Raw genomic sequence first — 16,784 nt, 5'->3', positions numbered from 1 at the left:
TAATTTGGCAACATTTCTGCAATTGTTGCATTTTTTCTGCAACAAAATACCCACTTTTCGTGTATAAGTAGAAGAGGTTTCACCACAAATCGGAAACCTTGCGGAGCGACAGTGTATGAGGAAACATTTTGTCAACGTGAGTTAGGTGAACACGATGAGAGGTTCTGATCGCACAGAAAAGCACTTCCTGCACTCCGTCTGAAGCTTGAAAATTGAATATTTATACCGACACACCTTAGCTATACCTCATGAGCATACTGCTAAATTTAATTGTTATAACCGCCTTTGTTGACATTATTCATATAAAATGGTATACTTAAAATAAAATTTATACATAATGAAAAGAGTAAATGTGATGAATAAACATACCACTATCGATAAGTCAACAGGCGAGAAAAAATGTAGCTGCTTTAAACGTTGCGGCGGCTGTCAGTTGGATAAGGCCTACGCCCAGCAAATAGAATGGAAGCAGGCAAAAGCCGATAGAATGTTGAGCCGCTTTTGCAGACCTCAGCAGATAATAACTATGGACTACCCCTATAATTATCGCAATAAAGTCCAAACTGTCTATAAGGTCAATAGCTCAAAGCGTATCGTCTCAGGAGTATATCAGTCCTCTACCCATAGTATGGTAATAACTGACGATTGCTTTTTGGAGGATATAAGAGCACAGCAAATAGTTGCTACCTTTAAAGAGCTTATGGTTGACTTCCGTATCCTTCCATATAACGAGGAAAGCGGTCAGGGCCTTCTTAAGCATACCCTTATCCGTACCTCCCAAACAACAGGCGAGGTAATGCTCGTGCTAGTTACAGCTACTCCGATATTTCCTGCAAAGAAAAATTTCGTTAAAGCTATTACTGAAAAACACCCGTATATAACCACTATCGTCCAAAACGTTAATAAAGGCAGAGTTCCTCTTACTTTGGGCGACCGTGATATTATAATGTACGGCAAAGGCTATATCACCGACGAATTTTGCGGCTGTAAGTTCAGAATATCACCTCATTCTTTCTATCAGGTGAACCCCGAGCAGACCGAAAAGCTCTATTCTAAAGCAGTTTCCTGTGCCGAGCTTAAAAAAGGCGATAAAGTTATCGACGCATATTGCGGAACAGGTACTATCGGTCTTATCGCTGCAAAAAGCGGTGCAGACGTGGCAGGCGTTGAGCTTAATGCCGAAGCCGTAAAGGATGCAGTTTCAAACGCCAAGCTCAATAAGCTTGACAATATCAGGTTTTATAATGAGGACGCAGGCGAGTTCATGACAAAGCTTGCGCAGGCAGGTGAGAGCTGTGATACAGTTTTCCTTGACCCTCCAAGAGCAGGCACAACAGAAGAATTTGTTGAAGCCTTGGGCAAACTCAGACCCGAAAAGATAGTCTACGTTTCCTGTAAAATAGAAACTCTCGAGCGTGATTTGAAGCTTCTTGCAAAAATAGGCTATAAAGCACAGCTTATCCAGCCCGTTGATATGTTCCCGCATACCACAGGTATCGAAAATGTGGTGCTTTTAAAAAGAAAAATGATATCGCTCACACCAAACAGAACACCTGATAAAAAGGGGGATAAAAAAAATTGAACGAAAAGGTAAAACTTCTCACAGATAATATCGAAAAAGTTATCGTCGGCAAGACAGACTCTGTGCTTAAAATAATCACAGCCATGCTTTGCGGCGGTCATGTTCTTATCGAGGACGTGCCTGGAGTAGGCAAAACTCAGCTTGTATCAGCCCTTGCAAGGTCAGTGGACGGCAAATATAACCGTATCCAGCTTACCCCTGACGTTATGCCGTCCGATATCGTTGGCTTTTCTATGATAGATCAGAAAACTCATGAACTTGAGTATAAGGAGGGTGTGGCAATGTGCAATTTCCTCTTGGCAGACGAAATAAACAGAGCCTCCCCAAAATCTCAGTCAAGCTTGCTTGAAGTCATGGAAGAACATCAGATATCCATTGACGGTAAAACTCATGAACTTCCATTGCCATTTATGGTGCTTGCCACACAAAACCCTGTGGAAACTTACGGCACTTATCATTTGCCTGAAGCCCAAATGGATAGATTTCTTATGAAGATATCAATGGGCTATCCCTCATATGATGATGAGCTTGATATAATGTCAAGAGCCGAAAGATCAGGCTTTGCAAAGAATATCCAGCCTGTCATGACCCTTGAAAACGTCCGTGAGCTTATGGGCTACGCTGAAAATGTGACCGCAGAGCTTTCCGTGAGAAAATATATCCTGAGCCTTGTTACCGCAACAAGAAATTCAGATTATGTAAAGCTTGGCGTTTCTCCCCGTGGAAGTATCGCACTTCTCAAAGCTTCAAAAGCCTATGCCTTTGTTCAGGGCAGAGGATTTGTCATGCCAGATGATGTCAAGGCTGTTATGCCTGACGTTCTTGCACATAGACTTATGCTTTCTCCTAAAGGCAAATCCGCCTTTGAAAATGAAAGGAAAGCTCTTGAAAATATCGCTCTTACAGTAAAATCACCTGACGCAATAGAGAAATAGAGGATATGACCCCATGAAAAATCTTTTAGGTTATCTTACCTGCGTGGCGGTGGCGATACTGCTTAGAGTTTATATAAACGGAAGCGGTGGTACGCTTGTGCTTTATCTTTTAGCTATAGCCTTTGTGATATCTCTTGTGGCACTTCTCATTACCAAGCGTAAACTTGTGGCAGCCATAAAGCTTTCCACAGAAATAAGTGCAAAGAACGAGGAGTTTGACGCTGACATAATGCTTTTAAATGCAATACGCATTATTCCCTCATGCGTTGTTGAGGTAACGGCAGAGTGTTCAGATAATATCGGTGCTGTAAGCCCACTTGAATTTAAAACTATCGTGGCAGGCGGCAGACAGCAAAGCGTTAGCGTTAAGCTGAAAACACGCTATGCAGGTCTTGGCACAGTGAAAATAAAAAGCATACGTCTGCATGACTATCTTGGAATAATCACCCTGCACCTTGACAGTTCACGTTATGAAAAAGCCGTGGGAAAAATAAAGATAATGCCGAATATCCCTGACACTGGCTCTCAAACAGAGCTTCTTAAAGCAACTTCCGAGAACGCTTCATTTGACGATAACGAAAGCGAATCAGATGAAAATGCACTTGGTCTTACAGGCGTTCCGGGCTATGACCACAGACAGTATGAGATAGGCGACCCGCTGAAAAGAATAAACTGGAAGCTTTCATCAAAGCGTGACGAGCTTATGGTGCGCCTTGATGAAAAGGTCACGGCTTCAAGTCAGGCGTTTTTCCTTGATATACCAAGCGAAAATCATGACCCTATGTTTGCTATGAATATTGATAATATAGTCGAAGCGAGCCTTGCAATGCTTTCAATGCTTATTATGGAAGGCTTCGAGAGTGAGTATAATTATTATCTTGACGGCTGGAAAAGCATGAAAATAAAGCAGGCAGGTGATATAATAGAGCTTCAAAACGACCTTGCGGCAATAGCACCATATCCGCAGGAAAAGCGTTTTGCCTTTTCTCATGAGATAGGCAAGACAGCTCCTATCTGCTTCACAGCCTGCATGGCGACTTCTCAGGGGGATTTTTCTTCTCTCATGGAAGAATTTAACGGCTCTTTTGTAGTAACACATCTTAGCGGCCTTGATAAGCAGACAGAAAATATGTGGCTTGTAGACGAAACTTTCGAGTTTCGTAAAATGACATAGGGGGTGTGGCTTTTGAATACTAAAACTGCTCAGATAAAAAACACCCTTGTGAATATTCTTTCAAAATATGCTTTGCCGCTGCTCCTTGGAGCAGTGGTCATGAACATAATCTTTAAGACCTATCTTGTAGACAATGTCAGACTTTATACTTTTGGATATGTGGTCTATGAATGTCTGCTGTTTGCTCTTTTTGAGTGGCTAAAGCCGAAAAAAGTCCTGCGAGGTCTTGTCTATACCGCCCTTATGGTGGCAGTGCTGTTTTTGGGCTTTCAGCTTCTTCGTGCTGGATTTGAACATTCTGGGAAATCATTTATCAATTGGTTTTATGTAAACAGGCAGGAGATAGGTCAGATAGATGAATATTTCTACTTTCTGTTTGTGGGACTAGGCTTCTTTATCATTTCGGTGCTTTATTATTTCACCATTGTGCGCTATAGAAGCTTTGGAACGATGCTCGTTGTGCTTTTTCCGTTTTTTATTTACGGTAAGCGTGCCGACTCAATGGATACTCTTGACATAACCATAATGCTCACTGTGTTCATTGCACTTATGGTGCACAGCAGACTTGTTTCAGACGAGAGCAAGCATGACCTTGTTATAAACGGCTCTTATGTGGCGGCATCGGCGGTTTTCGTTACCCTTGTGGGTGCGCTTGCAATGCTTATGCCGACTTCCTCAAAGACATCTTATCTTGAAAAAAATAGCAACTTCTTTGATGTGAATATCAAAAGCAGTGGCACATATGACAATCTTAGTGATGAGTCTTCCCCAAGATTTGGCGCAGACGCAACGGGCGAGATACTTTTCAACTTCACCACAACCTCTGATGAACAGGTCATTTATCTCCGCAGACAATCCTTTGACCTTTTCAGAAACGAGAAGTGGGTAACAGACGATAGCTTCTACGATTTTGATTTTGACAAAAATGTTTATCTTTACGGTGACAACGAGGTGAACTCACCGAGCTATGTTTACAGCATAGCAAAGTCACTTGCAGATAAGGATTACACCAAGGATCTTGGCGTGGACAGGTCACAGTTTCCTGATGATCTGTTCAGTGAAAAGGCAGTCATGAATCAGTTCAGCGACAGCTTTGCCCCTAGCTATATCCCTGCTCCACTGATGATAACCCCAGGGGAGAACAACGTTTATATCAAAACAACTCACAGCGAGGTCTACAGACCATATGACACCGCAGGAAATAAGCTTGGCATTAGCTTTGAGTATATTCCTGAAACGGAGAGAGAAAGACAGGCTGCGGCAAATCTTGATATGACCGAAAATCAGTTCAAACTTCTGCTTTCTTATGGTTTGACAAACGGAGATGTCACATCAAATCAAGCGCTGAATATTTATAAGATATATGCGTTGTACACAGATGTTTCTGCATATGACGATAAAGGCGGAAAAATGGAGGCTCTTGCGAAAAACATAACGGAAAACTGCAAAAATGATTATGAGAAAGCTCAGGCGCTTGTGGATTATTTTGAGCAGAACGGCTATGTTTACGATAACGAGTATGAGCCTGACGATGAGTCTATCGCATATTTTCTTTTCACGAGCAAGCGCGGAAACTGCACAAACTATGCCACAAGCATGACACTTATGGCGAGAATGCTGGGACTTCCAGCAAGGTATGTTGAGGGCTTTGCAGCATATGAAAAGAATGAACGTGGAGAGTTTGTGGTAAGAGATAGCCATGCTCACGCTTTTGTAGAGGTCTTTATCACAGGCATTGGCTGGATGACTTTTGACCCGACAGTTCCGGGCTATCAGCGTGACTACAGTGCAAACGGTACGAACTTTGATGTTTCAACTTTTGTAAGCTATTTCAGCAGGATCGCACTGTTTATCGGTGTAGCGTTTGTGCTTGTGGTTTTCGTATTCCTTAACAGAATTATCGAGGTATTTTTCCGACTGTCACTTAAATTCAGAGATAACGGAGAAAAGGTCATAAGGCTTTACAGGCGAGTGGTAAGGCTTTTGACCATAGCTTCTAATGATAGGCTATCGGGATACACGCCTGAAATGATAAGAGAATATCTTGTTAAGAGGCGTGGAGTTGAGCTTGGCGGTCTTATAGATCTTTTTGAAAAGACCTGCTTCGGTGGATATGTTCCTGATGAAGCCGAGTGGAAAATGGTCTATGCAGATTACAAAGTACAATGGAAAAAGCTCACAAAGCGTGAGAAAACTTCTTTGGAGCTTGATAAGAATATGTAATGAAATGGCTGTGCGGAAAAAAATCACGCACGGCTATTTTTTTGTATAAAAAAGGCTGCCGTATAAAACAGCAGCCTGAGAGTGTAAAAAATCTCTGAAATAGTGGAACATCAAGGACGCTCACTGTATCTGATATTTAATTAAAGTGAAGCAAGAAGATCGCTCATTGCGTAAAGTCCTGCCGGCTTTCCACAAAGGAAAACGCCTGCATTCACTGCACCCACAGCGAAAACCTGCTTTGAATGAGCCTCGTGCTTGAGGGAGATGACTTCATCTCTGCCTGCAAAGATTATCTCATGCTCGCCAACAATAGTGCCGCCACGGACAGAGTGCATACCGATCTCGGTCTTTTCTCTCTTTGCTCTTACAGAATGACGATCGTAAACATAGTGATACTTGTTGTCAAGCTCCTCGTTTATTGCGTCTGCAAGCATGATAGCAGTGCCTGACGGAGCGTCTATCTTCTGGTTATGGTGCTTCTCGATTATCTCGATATCATACTGACCGCCAAGAACTTTTGCGGCAGTTTTTGCAAGATTTGCAAGAAGATTTATACCAAGGGTCATGTTGAATGTGAAGAAAACAGGTATCTGCTCGGAAGCCTTGTGTATCTTCGCTGTATCCTCTTCTGTATAGCCTGTGGTAGCTATTACAAGGGCAGTGCCGTTTGAAAGGCAATAGCTGAGAAGTCCGTCCAGTGCGGAAGGGTGTGAGAAGTCGATTATTACATCAGGCTTTTCAGGCAGGTCGGCAGGCTCTTTTACAACAGGGAAGTCTGCATAAGCCTCGCCGAACTTGTCGATACCTGCGCTTACTGTGCAGTCGTCACGCTCTGACATAACGTCATATATGAACCTGCCCATTTTTCCGCAGGCGCCACATATTGCGATCTTAGTCATTTATATCATTCCTTTTCTTTTTATTTATTGACCAGTATGTGCAGGGAAACGGGCGAACGCTGTTCGCCCCTACAGCACACCTTAAAATTTTGTTATAAACATAAAGGGCGAATTTCTCCGCCCTTTGTATATTTTACTTGATAAGTCCGAGAGCGTTCATTGACGCTTTCAGCTTTTCTATCTTATCATCGCTCATTCTTACAAGCGGCAGACGACACTCGCCGACCTCAAAGCCCATAAGATTAAGAGCTTCCTTGACAGGGATAGGGTTTACGTCGCTGAAAAGTGCCTTTGCAAAACCAAGGGTCTTGAATACCTTTTCTCTTGCTTCCTCATACTTTCCATCAAGGCAGAGCTGTGTGATCTCATGTGTTTCAAATGGCATACAGTTGGAAAGAACTGAGATAACACCCTTTCCGCCCAGAGCCATGATAGGAACGATCTGATCGTCGTTGCCTGAATAGATATCAAGGTCATCGCCGCAGAGAGCTGCTACCTGTGTTATCTGGCTGATGTTTCCGCTTGCTGCCTTGATAGCAACGATATTGTCTATCTTTGCAAGCTCACGGCAGGTCTCAGGAAGAATGTTCACACCTGTTCTTGACGGTACGTTGTAAAGAATGATAGGCAGTGTAACAGCCTTTGCGATAGCGGAGAAGTGTGCGATAAGTCCTGCCTGTGAAGTCTTATTATAATAAGGTGTAACACAAAGCAGAGCGTCAGCACCAAGCTCCTCAGCCTTCTTAGAAAGGTTTACGGCATACTCTGTATGGTTTGAGCCTGTGCCTGCGATAACAGGAACTCTGTGATTTGTCTTTTCAACAGCATAGCGGATACACTCGATATGCTCCTCATCTGTCATGGTAGCACTTTCGCCTGTTGTTCCGCAGATTATGATAGCGTCTGTGCCGTTGTCGATGTTGAAATCGATAAGCTCTCCCAGCTTGTCAAAGTTGATAGAGCCGTCAGCGTTCATAGGTGTAACGATAGCAACGCCTGCACCTGTGAAAATAGTCTTTTTCATAAACAGCACTCCTTTCGTGCGTATATATGTGTTATATTAGTCAAAATAGCCCTTTGCTGCAAGAAGCTCAGCCAGCAGAACTGCTCCGCCTGCCGCACCTCTCAGTGTATTGTGTGAAAGGCAAACGAACTTATAGTCATACTGTGAATCTTCTCTCAGTCTGCCTATAGAAACTGCCATGCCGCCCTCAAGGTTTCTGTCGAGCTTAGCCTGTGGACGATCGTCCTCTGTGAAGTAGTTAAGGAACTGCTTTGGAGCGCTTGGAAGCTGAAGTTCCTGTGGAACACCGCTGAAATCTTTCCAAGCCTGAAGGATCTCTTCCTTAGAAGGTTTATTCTCAAATGATACGAAAACTGCTGCTGTGTGACCGTCGGAAACAGGAACTCTCAGGCACTGTGTTGTGATAGCTGGAGCTGTTGCGTCAACGATAACGTCGCCCTCGATATGACCCCAGATCTTAAGAGGCTCTTTCTCAGACTTTTCTTCCTCACCGCCGATATAAGGGATAACGTTGTCAAGTATCTCAGGGAAGCTTTCAAATGTCTTGCCTGCGCCTGAAATTGCCTGATATGTGCAGGCAAGAGCCTTTGTTACCTTATACTTATCCATAAGAGGTGCAAGAGCAGGAACGTAAGACTGGAGTGAGCAGTTAGACTTAACTGCGATAAATCCTCTCTTTGTGCCAAGTCTTTTTCTCTGTGAAGCGATTATCTCGATATGCTCAGGGTTTACCTCAGGAATGACCATTGGAACATCAGGAGTATGTCTGTGTGCGGAGTTGTTTGATACAACAGGGCATTCAGCCTTTGCATACTTTTCTTCAAGGGCTCTTATCTCGTCTTTCTTCATATCAACTGCGCAGAATACGAAATCCACCATTGAAGCGATCTTCTCAACGTCCTCCTCGGCGTTCAGAACTGTAAGCTCACCGATAGCTTCCGGCAGAGGCTCTGAAAGCTTCCACTTGCCTGCAACTGCGTCCTTGAGCTTTTTGCCTGCCGAACGTGGTGAAGCGGCAACGCATACTACATTGAACCATGGGTGTTTGTCAAGAAGCAGAGAAAATCTCTGACCTACCATTCCTGTTGCACCGATGATACCGACATTGTACTTTTTCATATTAAAACTCCTTTTCCTGTGCCATGGTAACAATTTTCTTTGGCGTTATACACTAAAATATGCCGCTGTTCAAATGTTATTTTGCACAAAACATAAAAAATAAACAAATAATAAAAAAACTGGTTGAAAACCAGTTCATCATACAATATAATAAGAATGTTGACATAAAAATTTATGCCGATAGCACTCCACCATTTGTAATGATGACAACTGATAGTCTATTAAACTAACAGTCAGCAGGAGTGTTCCCGATACTCCGCTTCGGCAGTTTTACCTTTCTCATTTACCATAGGCGTTGGGACGCTGTTGTGTGGGGTCACACGAAAAATGATACTCATTTCAACTGCACCTCTATCTGTTCTGTTTAATGATAACAAATATTTAGCGTTCTGTCAATACATATAGATAAAAATATTTTAATTTTCTGTAAATTAATAAGTTTATATGAAATTAAATGACTTTAAAGAATGTTGACAGTTGTTGGAATAAGGACTTTGAGAATGGTGAGAGTGGGACGTAGAGGACGCCGTTGCCTACATTATTATAATTATTATATTTTAAGTAAATAGGAGATATTTAAAATGCTTGATATCAACAATATGAAAAGATCGGATTTTTATTATGACCTGCCGCAGGAGCTTATTGCACAGACCCCTGTCGAGCCTAGAAATGCTTCGAGAATGATGAAGATAAACAGGCAGACGGGAGAGGTGGTACACGACCATTTCTATAATCTATGCAATTATCTCAAAAAAGGTGACTTGCTTGTGCTTAACGACTCAAAGGTGCTTCCTGCGAGGATATACGGCGAGCGTGAGGACACAGGCTCGTTCATTGAGTTTTTGCTTGTGGAGCAGAAAGAGAACATGGTCTGGGAGATTCTTTGCAGACCCGGAAAGAAAGCCAAGATCGGCACAAGATTTGTTTTTGGCGGTGGTAAGCTGAAGGCGGAGATAATTGATGTGTTGGAGGACGGAAACCGTATCGCACGATTTGAGTGCGAGGAGAATTTCTTTGCCACACTTGACGAGATAGGTCAGATGCCTTTGCCACCTTATATTACTGAAAAGCTGAAGGACAAGGACAGATACCAGACGGTTTATGCTCATGAGCTTGGCTCGTCTGCTGCGCCGACTGCCGGTCTGCATTTTACTGAGCAGCAGCTTGAGGACTTAAAGGCAATGGGTGTGAACATTGCGTATGTTACTCTGCACGTTGGTCTTGGCACTTTCAGACCTGTTAAGGAGGACAAGGTCCTTGACCATAAGATGCACAGGGAACATTATGAGCTTAGCCGTGAAACTGCAGACATGATAAACGAAACGAAGAAAAATGGCGGACGTGTTATTGCGGTGGGTACTACTTCATGCAGGACGCTGGAGAGCGTGGCGGCATTCAATGACGGAAAGATAGTTCCATGTGACGGTTACACGGAGATATTTATTTATCCTGGCTTTGAGTTCAAGGTGCTTGACGGACTTGTTACTAATTTTCACCTGCCTGAAAGCACGCTTATAATGCTTGTTTCTGCATTTATGGGATACGAGAACACTATGAATGCTTACAAGATAGCGGTTGAAGAGAAATACAGATTTTTCAGCTTTGGTGATTGTATGCTCATAATATCTGAGTGAGGAATTAAGGTATCGTCTGCAGCGATGATATCTTATTTCAAACTTTTTTTTACGGAGGTTTTTTCTATATGAATGACATTAAGTCAGGGGAGAAGAAACGACTGTATTTATATGATAATCTGAAATTTCTGCTTATAGTGCTTGTGGTCTTGGGGCATTTGATAGACGACAGCACTGTCAAGCTTTTTGGTGACGGCGGCGGTGAAACAGGTGTACCGCAGGCAAAGGTTTTTAGCGGCGCATTTGTGTTTCTGTATGCTTTTCATATGCCGTTGTTTTTATTCATATCAGGATTGTTCAACAGGGGGCATGATGACGGCAGGAAAGTGCTTGGAAAGACGCTTGGATTTGTTGTTATCGGAATGTTAATGAAATGCCTGAATTATTGGTCGCAGGTGAGATTTCAGACGGATTTTGACAAGGAAAACAGTGATGGCGAGATTTTCTTTGACCTTTTAGGCGGCGACGGTGTATATTGGTATATGTTCGCAATGGCGGCATTTATGGGGCTTTGCTATCTGTTAAGAAACAGCAGACCTTGGGCGGTGCTTACGGCGGCTATGGTGACGGCACTTTCGGCAGGGTATGACCCTAGCGTGGGCGATGAATATGAGCTATCCAGGATAGTGGTGTTTTTCCCGTTTTACTACTGCGGATATGTGCTTGACCCTGAAAAGGTGGCTGATTTTGTAAAGAAGTGGTATGTAAGGGCGCTGTCCTTGGGAGTGATAGGCATTTGGACTTATTTCTGCTTTGGAAAAACAAAGCTTGTTTATCCGCTGAGAATGCTTCTTACGGGAAGAAACTCTTATTTTTCCATATCTGAAGCAACGGACATGGATTGCACTTTTTTGAGCAGGCTTCTTGTTATGGGTATCTCGGCACTGCTTTGTTTGGCGGTGCTTGGTATTGGGCTTGATGTGAAGATTCCACTGATAACAAAGTGCGGCTCCAGGACTTTGCAGGTGTACTTCTGGCACAGAACTATAGTTTATATGCTCACATACTATGGTTATCAGGCATATCTTGCAAAGGCTTTTCCTGAACGTTGGGAGCTTTATCTGGCACTTACAGCGATACCTATTGTATTGGTGCTTTGCATAAAAATATTTGGTGTGCCTCTGGATATGGTGCTTAAAGGAATAAGGGGCAGGAATGATATCATAAAGGAGAACGGAAATGGAAAATAACTTTTTTAAGAGCGTTATTGACGCAGACGATGCACCTGTGGTTATTTGCGACCTTGAGAATACGATAGTATATATGAACCCGACAGCGGTCAAAAGATATGAAAAGCGAGGAGGAGCGGCTCTTGTGGGCAGGTCCATAAAGGGCTGTCACAACGGGGATTCTAATGACAAGATAGAGCAGGTCATTGCATGGTTCAAAAAGGACAAGGGCAACAACAAGGTGTATACTTTCCGCAACGAAAAGGAAAATAAGGACGTTTACATGATAGCTCTCAGAGATGAAGAGGGAGAGCTTATTGGATATTATGAAAAGCATGAGTACAGAAATATTGAAACTATGAAGCTGTATGATATGGAATAGGCTGAAAAAAATAATTTATAAGGAGAATTTATGTTTACATTATTAAAACAAGAGGGTGCTGCACGCAGGGGGCAGTTTGAAACTGTTCATGGAACTATACAGACACCTGTTTTTATGAACGTGGGAACTTCGGCGGCGATAAAGGGCGGAGTTTCTTCCATTGATCTGAAAAACGAGCTTAAAACTCAGGTGGAGCTTTGCAATACCTATCATTTGCACGTCAGACCGGGCGATGACGTTATATACAAAATGGGCGGACTTCACAAGTTCATGAACTGGGACAAGCCTATTCTTACAGACAGTGGTGGATTTCAGGTATTTTCTTTGGCCAAGCTGCGTAAAATCAAAGAGGAGGGCGTGTACTTCAACTCTCATGTTGACGGTCGCAGAATTTTTATGGGTCCTGAGGAGAGTATGCAGATACAATCGCACCTTGCGTCTACTATCGCAATGGCGTTTGACGAATGTGTAGAGAACCCTGCTGAGCACAGCTATTCAAAGGCAAGCTGTGATAGAACGGTAAGGTGGCTTGAGAGATGTGTCGCTGAGCAGAAAAGGCTCAACGGACTTGAGGAGACTATAAACAAGCATCAGATGCTGTTCGGTATCAATCAGGGCTGTACTTATGAGGATCTGCGTATCGAGCATATGAAGCGCATAAGAGAAATGGAATACTGTTCGGGCTTTGCTATTGGCGGTCTTGCGGTGGGTGAGCCTACTGAGGTGATGTATAACATTATCGAAAAGGTCGAGCCTTTTATGCCAAAGGATAAGCCGAGATATCTTATGGGCGTTGGCACACCGACAAACATAATCGAGGCTGTTTACAGAGGCGTGGACTTCTTTGATTGCGTAATGCCAAGCAGAAATGCACGTCATGGAACGCTGTTCACATGGAACGGCATTATGCACATCACTAATAAAAGGTATGAAACTGACCCCAGACCTATTGACGAGCATTGCGATTGCCCTGCTTGCCGTAATCACAGCAGGGCGTACATTCGTCATCTGTTCAAGTCTGAGGAGCAGTTGGGCGGCAGGCTGGCAGTTATGCACAATCTGTATTTCTACAACACGCTCACGGAGAAGATAAGAGAGGCTCTTGACGAGGGCAGATTTGAGCAGTTCAGAAATCAATACAGCTCGCTTCTTGCTTCAAAGTGTGAGGATTAAAAAAATATAACGGTATGACGCTGTTTTCGGAAAATGCAAAGATGTTATTTTGTATTTTCCGAGATGGCGTTTTTTTGTTGAGTGGGGGCTATTTTATTTGATGAAAGCATGGGTTTGTTGCTTTGATGGGCGAACGCTGTTCGCCCCTACAGAAAAGGTGTGGTAGCAGGTGTAAAAAGTGTGGGTGCAGATAAAAATATAAGGGAAGTCAAGATTGAATGTAAAGCTGTTTTTATACATTATACAGGGGGATTATATGAGTATTTTTGAGCTTTTTCTTACTGCGTGTGGACTTTCTATGGACGCTTTTGCGGTATCGGTGACTAATGGGCTTTGCGTCAGAAAGGGGAGAGTCAGGGGAGCATTGATGTGCGGTATCATATTCGGGCTTTTTCAGGGGATAATGCCTGCGATCGGCTATGCGCTGGGCATGAATTTTGCGGAGTACATAGAGAGGTTCGACCACTGGATAGCTTTGATACTGCTTGGGTTCATAGGGTTGAACATGATATGCGGTTCGGGGGACGATGAGATCCAGACAGGGGGCAGGCTCACTTTCGGGGCTGTGCTTGTGCAGGGATTTGCCACCTCTGTGGACGCACTGGCTGTGGGCATAAGCTTTGCGGCACTTGGTGTGGGCATAGTCAGGTCGGCAGCGTTTATATGTGTTGTTACGGCGGCCTTATCGTTCTGTGGGGTTATGCTTGGTAACAAATTCAGCGGAAAACTCAAAAGCAAGGCAAGGATAGTTGGGGGAGTTATTTTAATATGTATAGGGCTTAAAATATTCGCTGAACAGACTATATTTGTTTAAAACAATTTGCTTATTCACGTAAATATGTATCACATAGATATCTTTGTGAATTTTAATTTAACAATTACAGGTGTGTATGTTCATAAACAAGCCACAATATCAGTGTATAATAAATCTCGTGATTTTTAGACAAGTGTATAAATTTGCGATTGATGTACAAACTTGTGATAAGTGTACAAAGTTATGATATGTGTATAAACTTGTGATAAGTGTAAAAATTAGTGCATGGTGACCGACAAGTTTATGGAAAGTCGGAGGGAGGAAAGGCTTTTTGTATAGCTGGTTTTATGAAAAAGCTATTTATTTTTGATCTGGACGGAACGCTTGTAAATTCTATTTATGATCTTGGGGACGCCATGAACGCGGTACTTGAGAGATATGGGTTTCCTGTGTTTGATTATGATACCTACAAGCATTTAGTGGGAAATGGTACTTTGAAGCTTGTTGAGCGGGCTTTGCCTGAGAAGCTGAGAAGCGAGGAGAACATCAAAAAGTATCATGCTGAGTTCTCTGAGGAATACAACAAGAGATGTGTGAACAAGACCAAGCCTTATGAGCATATCTGCGAGGTGCTTGACACGCTTCGCAGTGAGGGCATTATGACGGCGGTGGCTTCAAACAAGCCTGATGGCTTTGTGAACTACATTGTAAAGAATATTTTCGGTGAGAAAGATTTTGACCTGATCGAGGGCAAAAAGGACGGTGTTCCGACAAAGCCTGCGCCTGAGATAATATACAATATTCTTGGCACGCTTGGGGTCAAGGCTGAGGAAGCTGTGCTTATCGGAGATTCTGATGTGGACGTTATAACGGCAAAAAATGCGGGTCTTGACTGCATTGGCTGTGAATGGGGCTTCAGGGGCAGAGAAGAACTTGAAAATGCAGGTGCGAAGTATATTGCGGAAGTTCCGCAGGACATAGTGAGCATTTGTCATGAGATAAACAGGATATAATTAAAACGGAGGATTTCATATATGAGTTTTGTAATGGCTGATTTTTACAAGAGGTTTGTTGACGAGGAGCTTGACAGCGAGGGCAGACTTAAAAGCTTTAAGCTTGACCTGCCTGAGAACTTCAACTTCTCATATGACGTTATAGACGAGCTGGCTAAGAACGTGCCTGATAAGGTGGCTATGCAGTGGGTCAACGAGGAGGGTGAGGAGCATATCTTCACTTACAAGGATCTTTCTGAAAAGAGCAGTCAGGTGGCTAACATGATGCTGGCACACGGAGTTAAGAAGGGCGATTTTGTTATGGCTGTTCTTAAGCGTCATTATGAGTTCTGGTTCCTTGCTTACGGTCTTATGAAGATAGGCGCTATCCTTGTGCCTGCAACTTGTCAGCTCAAGAAAAAAGACTATGTTTACCGCTTTGACGCTGCTTCTATCTCTTATATCGTGGCAACTGCGGAGGACGATGTTCCTAATCAGGTGGACAGAGCTCTTGAACAGTACAGCGGCATGAAGGAGAAGTTTATCACTCATGGTGCTAAAGAGGGTTGGATAGATTTTCTCAGCGAAATGGACAAGTATCCAAAGACTTTTGAGAGGATCGAAACACACGTTACTGAGTCAATGCTAATGTATTTCAGCTCCGGTACTACCGGTTATCCTAAAATGGTACTGCACAAGTATTCACTGGCTGCGGCACACATTATCACTGCTAAGCACTGGCATCACCTTGACGAGAACTCACTGCACCTTACTGTTTCTGAGACAGGCTGGGCAAAGTGTGCATGGGGCAAGATGTTTGGTCAGTTTATCTGCGGTGCAACAACTTTTGTATATGACTTCGACAGATTTATTCCTGCAAACGTGCTGAAAGTAATTCAGGATTACAAGCTGACTTCTTTCTGCGCACCTCCGACAATGTACAGATTTTTCATCAAGGAGGGCCTTGAGAACTATGACCTTTCTTCACTGAAATATAGCTGTATCGCCGGTGAGGCTCTTAACCCTGAGGTATTCAACAAGTGGTATGAGTACACAGGTCTTAAGCTTATGGAGGGCTTCGGTCAGACAGAGGGCGCTGTGCTTGTGGGCAATCTTTACGGTATGGAGCCAAAGCCGGGCTCGATGGGTAAGCCTACACCGCTTTACAATATCGGTATCGTTGACAACGAGGGCAAGCCTGTTAAGGTAGGCGAGACAGGCGAGATCGTTGTTTACGCTAAGAGGGGCGAAAACCCTGCGCTGTTCAAGGAGTATTACAGAAACCCTGAGGCAACGGACAACGCTTGGAGATTTGGTATGTACCATACAGGCGACACTGCTTACATGGACGATGACGGCTACTACTGGTATGTTGGAAGAACGGACGACCTTATCAAGGCTTCTGGCTATCGTATAGGACCTTTCGAGATAGAGAGTATCCTTATGGAACACCCTTCTGTACTTGAGTGCGCTATCACGGCGGCTGACGACGCTATCAGAGGCAAGGTAGTTAAGGCTACTATCGTGCTTGCAAAGGGCTACACTGCTTCTCCTGAGCTTGCTAAGGAGCTTCAGAACTATGTTAAGCAATCAACTGCTCCTTACAAGTATCCTAGAATAGTTGAGTTCGTGGACGAGCTGCCTAAGACTATCAGCGGTAAGATACGCCGTGTTGAGATAAGAGAGAATGACAGCAAGAAGAATAAGTAATGCTGAGATTTAGA

The 16,784-nt window shown here is 43.4% G+C and carries 14 protein-coding genes and 1 riboswitch; of the genes, 11 read left to right on the top strand and 3 right to left on the bottom strand.

Annotated elements, in window-relative coordinates:
* Positions 1-355: 355 nt before the first annotated feature.
* The 4 genes from rlmD to QVO88_RS02340 are packed head-to-tail and all read left to right on the top strand — an operon-like array spanning position 356 to position 5,914.
* Positions 356-1,582 (top strand): 23S rRNA (uracil(1939)-C(5))-methyltransferase RlmD, encoded by a 1,227-nt coding sequence (rlmD, locus tag QVO88_RS02355; RefSeq protein ID WP_022286931.1) that lies wholly within the window; start codon positions 356-358, stop codon positions 1,580-1,582.
* Positions 1,579-2,517, top strand: coding sequence for a MoxR family ATPase (locus QVO88_RS02350; RefSeq protein ID WP_022286930.1), 939 nt, complete (start codon positions 1,579-1,581; stop codon positions 2,515-2,517). Before rlmD ends, QVO88_RS02350 begins: the two co-directional genes overlap by 4 nt.
* Positions 2,518-2,530: 13 nt before the next feature.
* Positions 2,531-3,691, top strand: coding sequence for a DUF58 domain-containing protein (locus tag QVO88_RS02345; protein ID WP_022286929.1), 1,161 nt, complete (start codon positions 2,531-2,533; stop codon positions 3,689-3,691).
* 12 nt (positions 3,692-3,703) lie between these two features.
* Complete coding sequence (locus tag QVO88_RS02340) at positions 3,704-5,914, top strand: transglutaminase domain-containing protein (protein WP_022286928.1); 2,211 nt, start codon at positions 3,704-3,706, stop codon at positions 5,912-5,914.
* 140 nt (positions 5,915-6,054) lie between these two features.
* Here QVO88_RS02340 and dapB read toward each other — a convergent pair whose 3' ends face one another.
* The 3 genes from dapB to asd all read right to left on the bottom strand — a co-directional run bounded on the left by dapB (position 6,055) and on the right by asd (position 8,956).
* Entirely contained in the window at positions 6,055-6,813 is a 759-nt protein-coding gene (gene dapB / locus QVO88_RS02335; protein ID WP_022286927.1) for a 4-hydroxy-tetrahydrodipicolinate reductase, read from the bottom strand.
* A gap of 133 nt (positions 6,814-6,946) precedes the next feature.
* Positions 6,947-7,837 (bottom strand): 4-hydroxy-tetrahydrodipicolinate synthase, encoded by an 891-nt coding sequence (gene dapA / locus QVO88_RS02330; protein WP_022286926.1) that lies wholly within the window; start codon positions 7,835-7,837, stop codon positions 6,947-6,949.
* A 36-nt stretch (positions 7,838-7,873) separates the two neighbouring features.
* Positions 7,874-8,956, bottom strand: a complete 1,083-nt coding sequence (asd, locus tag QVO88_RS02325) for an aspartate-semialdehyde dehydrogenase (RefSeq protein WP_022286925.1) — start codon at positions 8,954-8,956, stop codon at positions 7,874-7,876.
* A 173-nt stretch (positions 8,957-9,129) separates the two neighbouring features.
* Positions 9,130-9,318, bottom strand: a riboswitch (Lysine riboswitch).
* Between the two features lie 219 nt (positions 9,319-9,537).
* Between asd and queA the strand changes: the two genes are divergently transcribed.
* The 7 genes from queA (at position 9,538) to QVO88_RS02290 (ending at position 16,770) form a co-directional block, all read left to right on the top strand.
* Positions 9,538-10,590, top strand: a complete 1,053-nt coding sequence (gene queA, locus QVO88_RS02320) for a tRNA preQ1(34) S-adenosylmethionine ribosyltransferase-isomerase QueA (RefSeq protein WP_022286924.1) — start codon at positions 9,538-9,540, stop codon at positions 10,588-10,590.
* A gap of 68 nt (positions 10,591-10,658) precedes the next feature.
* Positions 10,659-11,780, top strand: coding sequence for an acyltransferase family protein (locus tag QVO88_RS02315; RefSeq protein WP_022286923.1), 1,122 nt, complete (start codon positions 10,659-10,661; stop codon positions 11,778-11,780).
* Complete coding sequence (locus tag QVO88_RS02310) at positions 11,770-12,141, top strand: PAS domain-containing protein (RefSeq protein WP_022286922.1); 372 nt, start codon at positions 11,770-11,772, stop codon at positions 12,139-12,141. Before QVO88_RS02315 ends, QVO88_RS02310 begins: the two co-directional genes overlap by 11 nt.
* Before the next feature lie 30 nt (positions 12,142-12,171).
* On the top strand, positions 12,172-13,314 hold the full coding sequence (tgt, locus tag QVO88_RS02305) for a tRNA guanosine(34) transglycosylase Tgt (RefSeq protein WP_022286921.1): 1,143 nt from the start codon (positions 12,172-12,174) through the stop codon (positions 13,312-13,314).
* A gap of 256 nt (positions 13,315-13,570) precedes the next feature.
* A complete protein-coding gene (locus QVO88_RS02300; RefSeq protein WP_022286920.1) occupies positions 13,571-14,128 on the top strand; it encodes a manganese efflux pump MntP family protein in 558 nt (185 codons plus the stop codon).
* 287 nt (positions 14,129-14,415) lie between these two features.
* The gene (locus QVO88_RS02295; protein ID WP_265290976.1) at positions 14,416-15,081 is read left to right on the top strand and encodes an HAD family hydrolase; all 666 of its coding nucleotides are present in this window, start codon (positions 14,416-14,418) and stop codon (positions 15,079-15,081) included.
* Between the two features lie 21 nt (positions 15,082-15,102).
* On the top strand, positions 15,103-16,770 hold the full coding sequence (locus QVO88_RS02290; RefSeq protein ID WP_022286918.1) for an AMP-binding protein: 1,668 nt from the start codon (positions 15,103-15,105) through the stop codon (positions 16,768-16,770).
* Positions 16,771-16,784 lie beyond the last annotated feature (14 nt).

Origin of the sequence: Ruminococcus sp. CAG:57 (assembly GCF_000435935.1) — a bacterium.
GTDB classification, from domain to species: domain Bacteria; phylum Bacillota; class Clostridia; order Oscillospirales; family Ruminococcaceae; genus Hominimerdicola; species Hominimerdicola aceti.
This window is presented reverse-complemented; position numbering and strand designations above follow the sequence as displayed.

Excerpts from the sequence above, each read along its gene's own strand:
- rlmD (WP_022286931.1), top strand. The coding sequence starts at position 356 with ATGAATAAACATACCACTATCGATAAGTCAACAGGCGAGAAAAAATGT.
- QVO88_RS02345 (WP_022286929.1), top strand. The coding sequence starts at position 2,531 with ATGAAAAATCTTTTAGGTTATCTTACCTGCGTGGCGGTGGCGATACTG.
- dapB (WP_022286927.1), bottom strand. The coding sequence starts at position 6,813 with ATGACTAAGATCGCAATATGTGGCGCCTGCGGAAAAATGGGCAGGTTC.
- dapA (WP_022286926.1), bottom strand. The coding sequence starts at position 7,837 with ATGAAAAAGACTATTTTCACAGGTGCAGGCGTTGCTATCGTTACACCT.
- asd (WP_022286925.1), bottom strand. The coding sequence starts at position 8,956 with ATGAAAAAGTACAATGTCGGTATCATCGGTGCAACAGGAATGGTAGGT.
- queA (WP_022286924.1), top strand. The coding sequence starts at position 9,538 with ATGCTTGATATCAACAATATGAAAAGATCGGATTTTTATTATGACCTG.
- QVO88_RS02315 (WP_022286923.1), top strand. The coding sequence starts at position 10,659 with ATGAATGACATTAAGTCAGGGGAGAAGAAACGACTGTATTTATATGAT.
- QVO88_RS02310 (WP_022286922.1), top strand. The coding sequence starts at position 11,770 with ATGGAAAATAACTTTTTTAAGAGCGTTATTGACGCAGACGATGCACCT.
- tgt (WP_022286921.1), top strand. The coding sequence starts at position 12,172 with ATGTTTACATTATTAAAACAAGAGGGTGCTGCACGCAGGGGGCAGTTT.
- QVO88_RS02300 (WP_022286920.1), top strand. The coding sequence starts at position 13,571 with ATGAGTATTTTTGAGCTTTTTCTTACTGCGTGTGGACTTTCTATGGAC.
- QVO88_RS02295 (WP_265290976.1), top strand. The coding sequence starts at position 14,416 with ATGAAAAAGCTATTTATTTTTGATCTGGACGGAACGCTTGTAAATTCT.
- QVO88_RS02290 (WP_022286918.1), top strand. The coding sequence starts at position 15,103 with ATGAGTTTTGTAATGGCTGATTTTTACAAGAGGTTTGTTGACGAGGAG.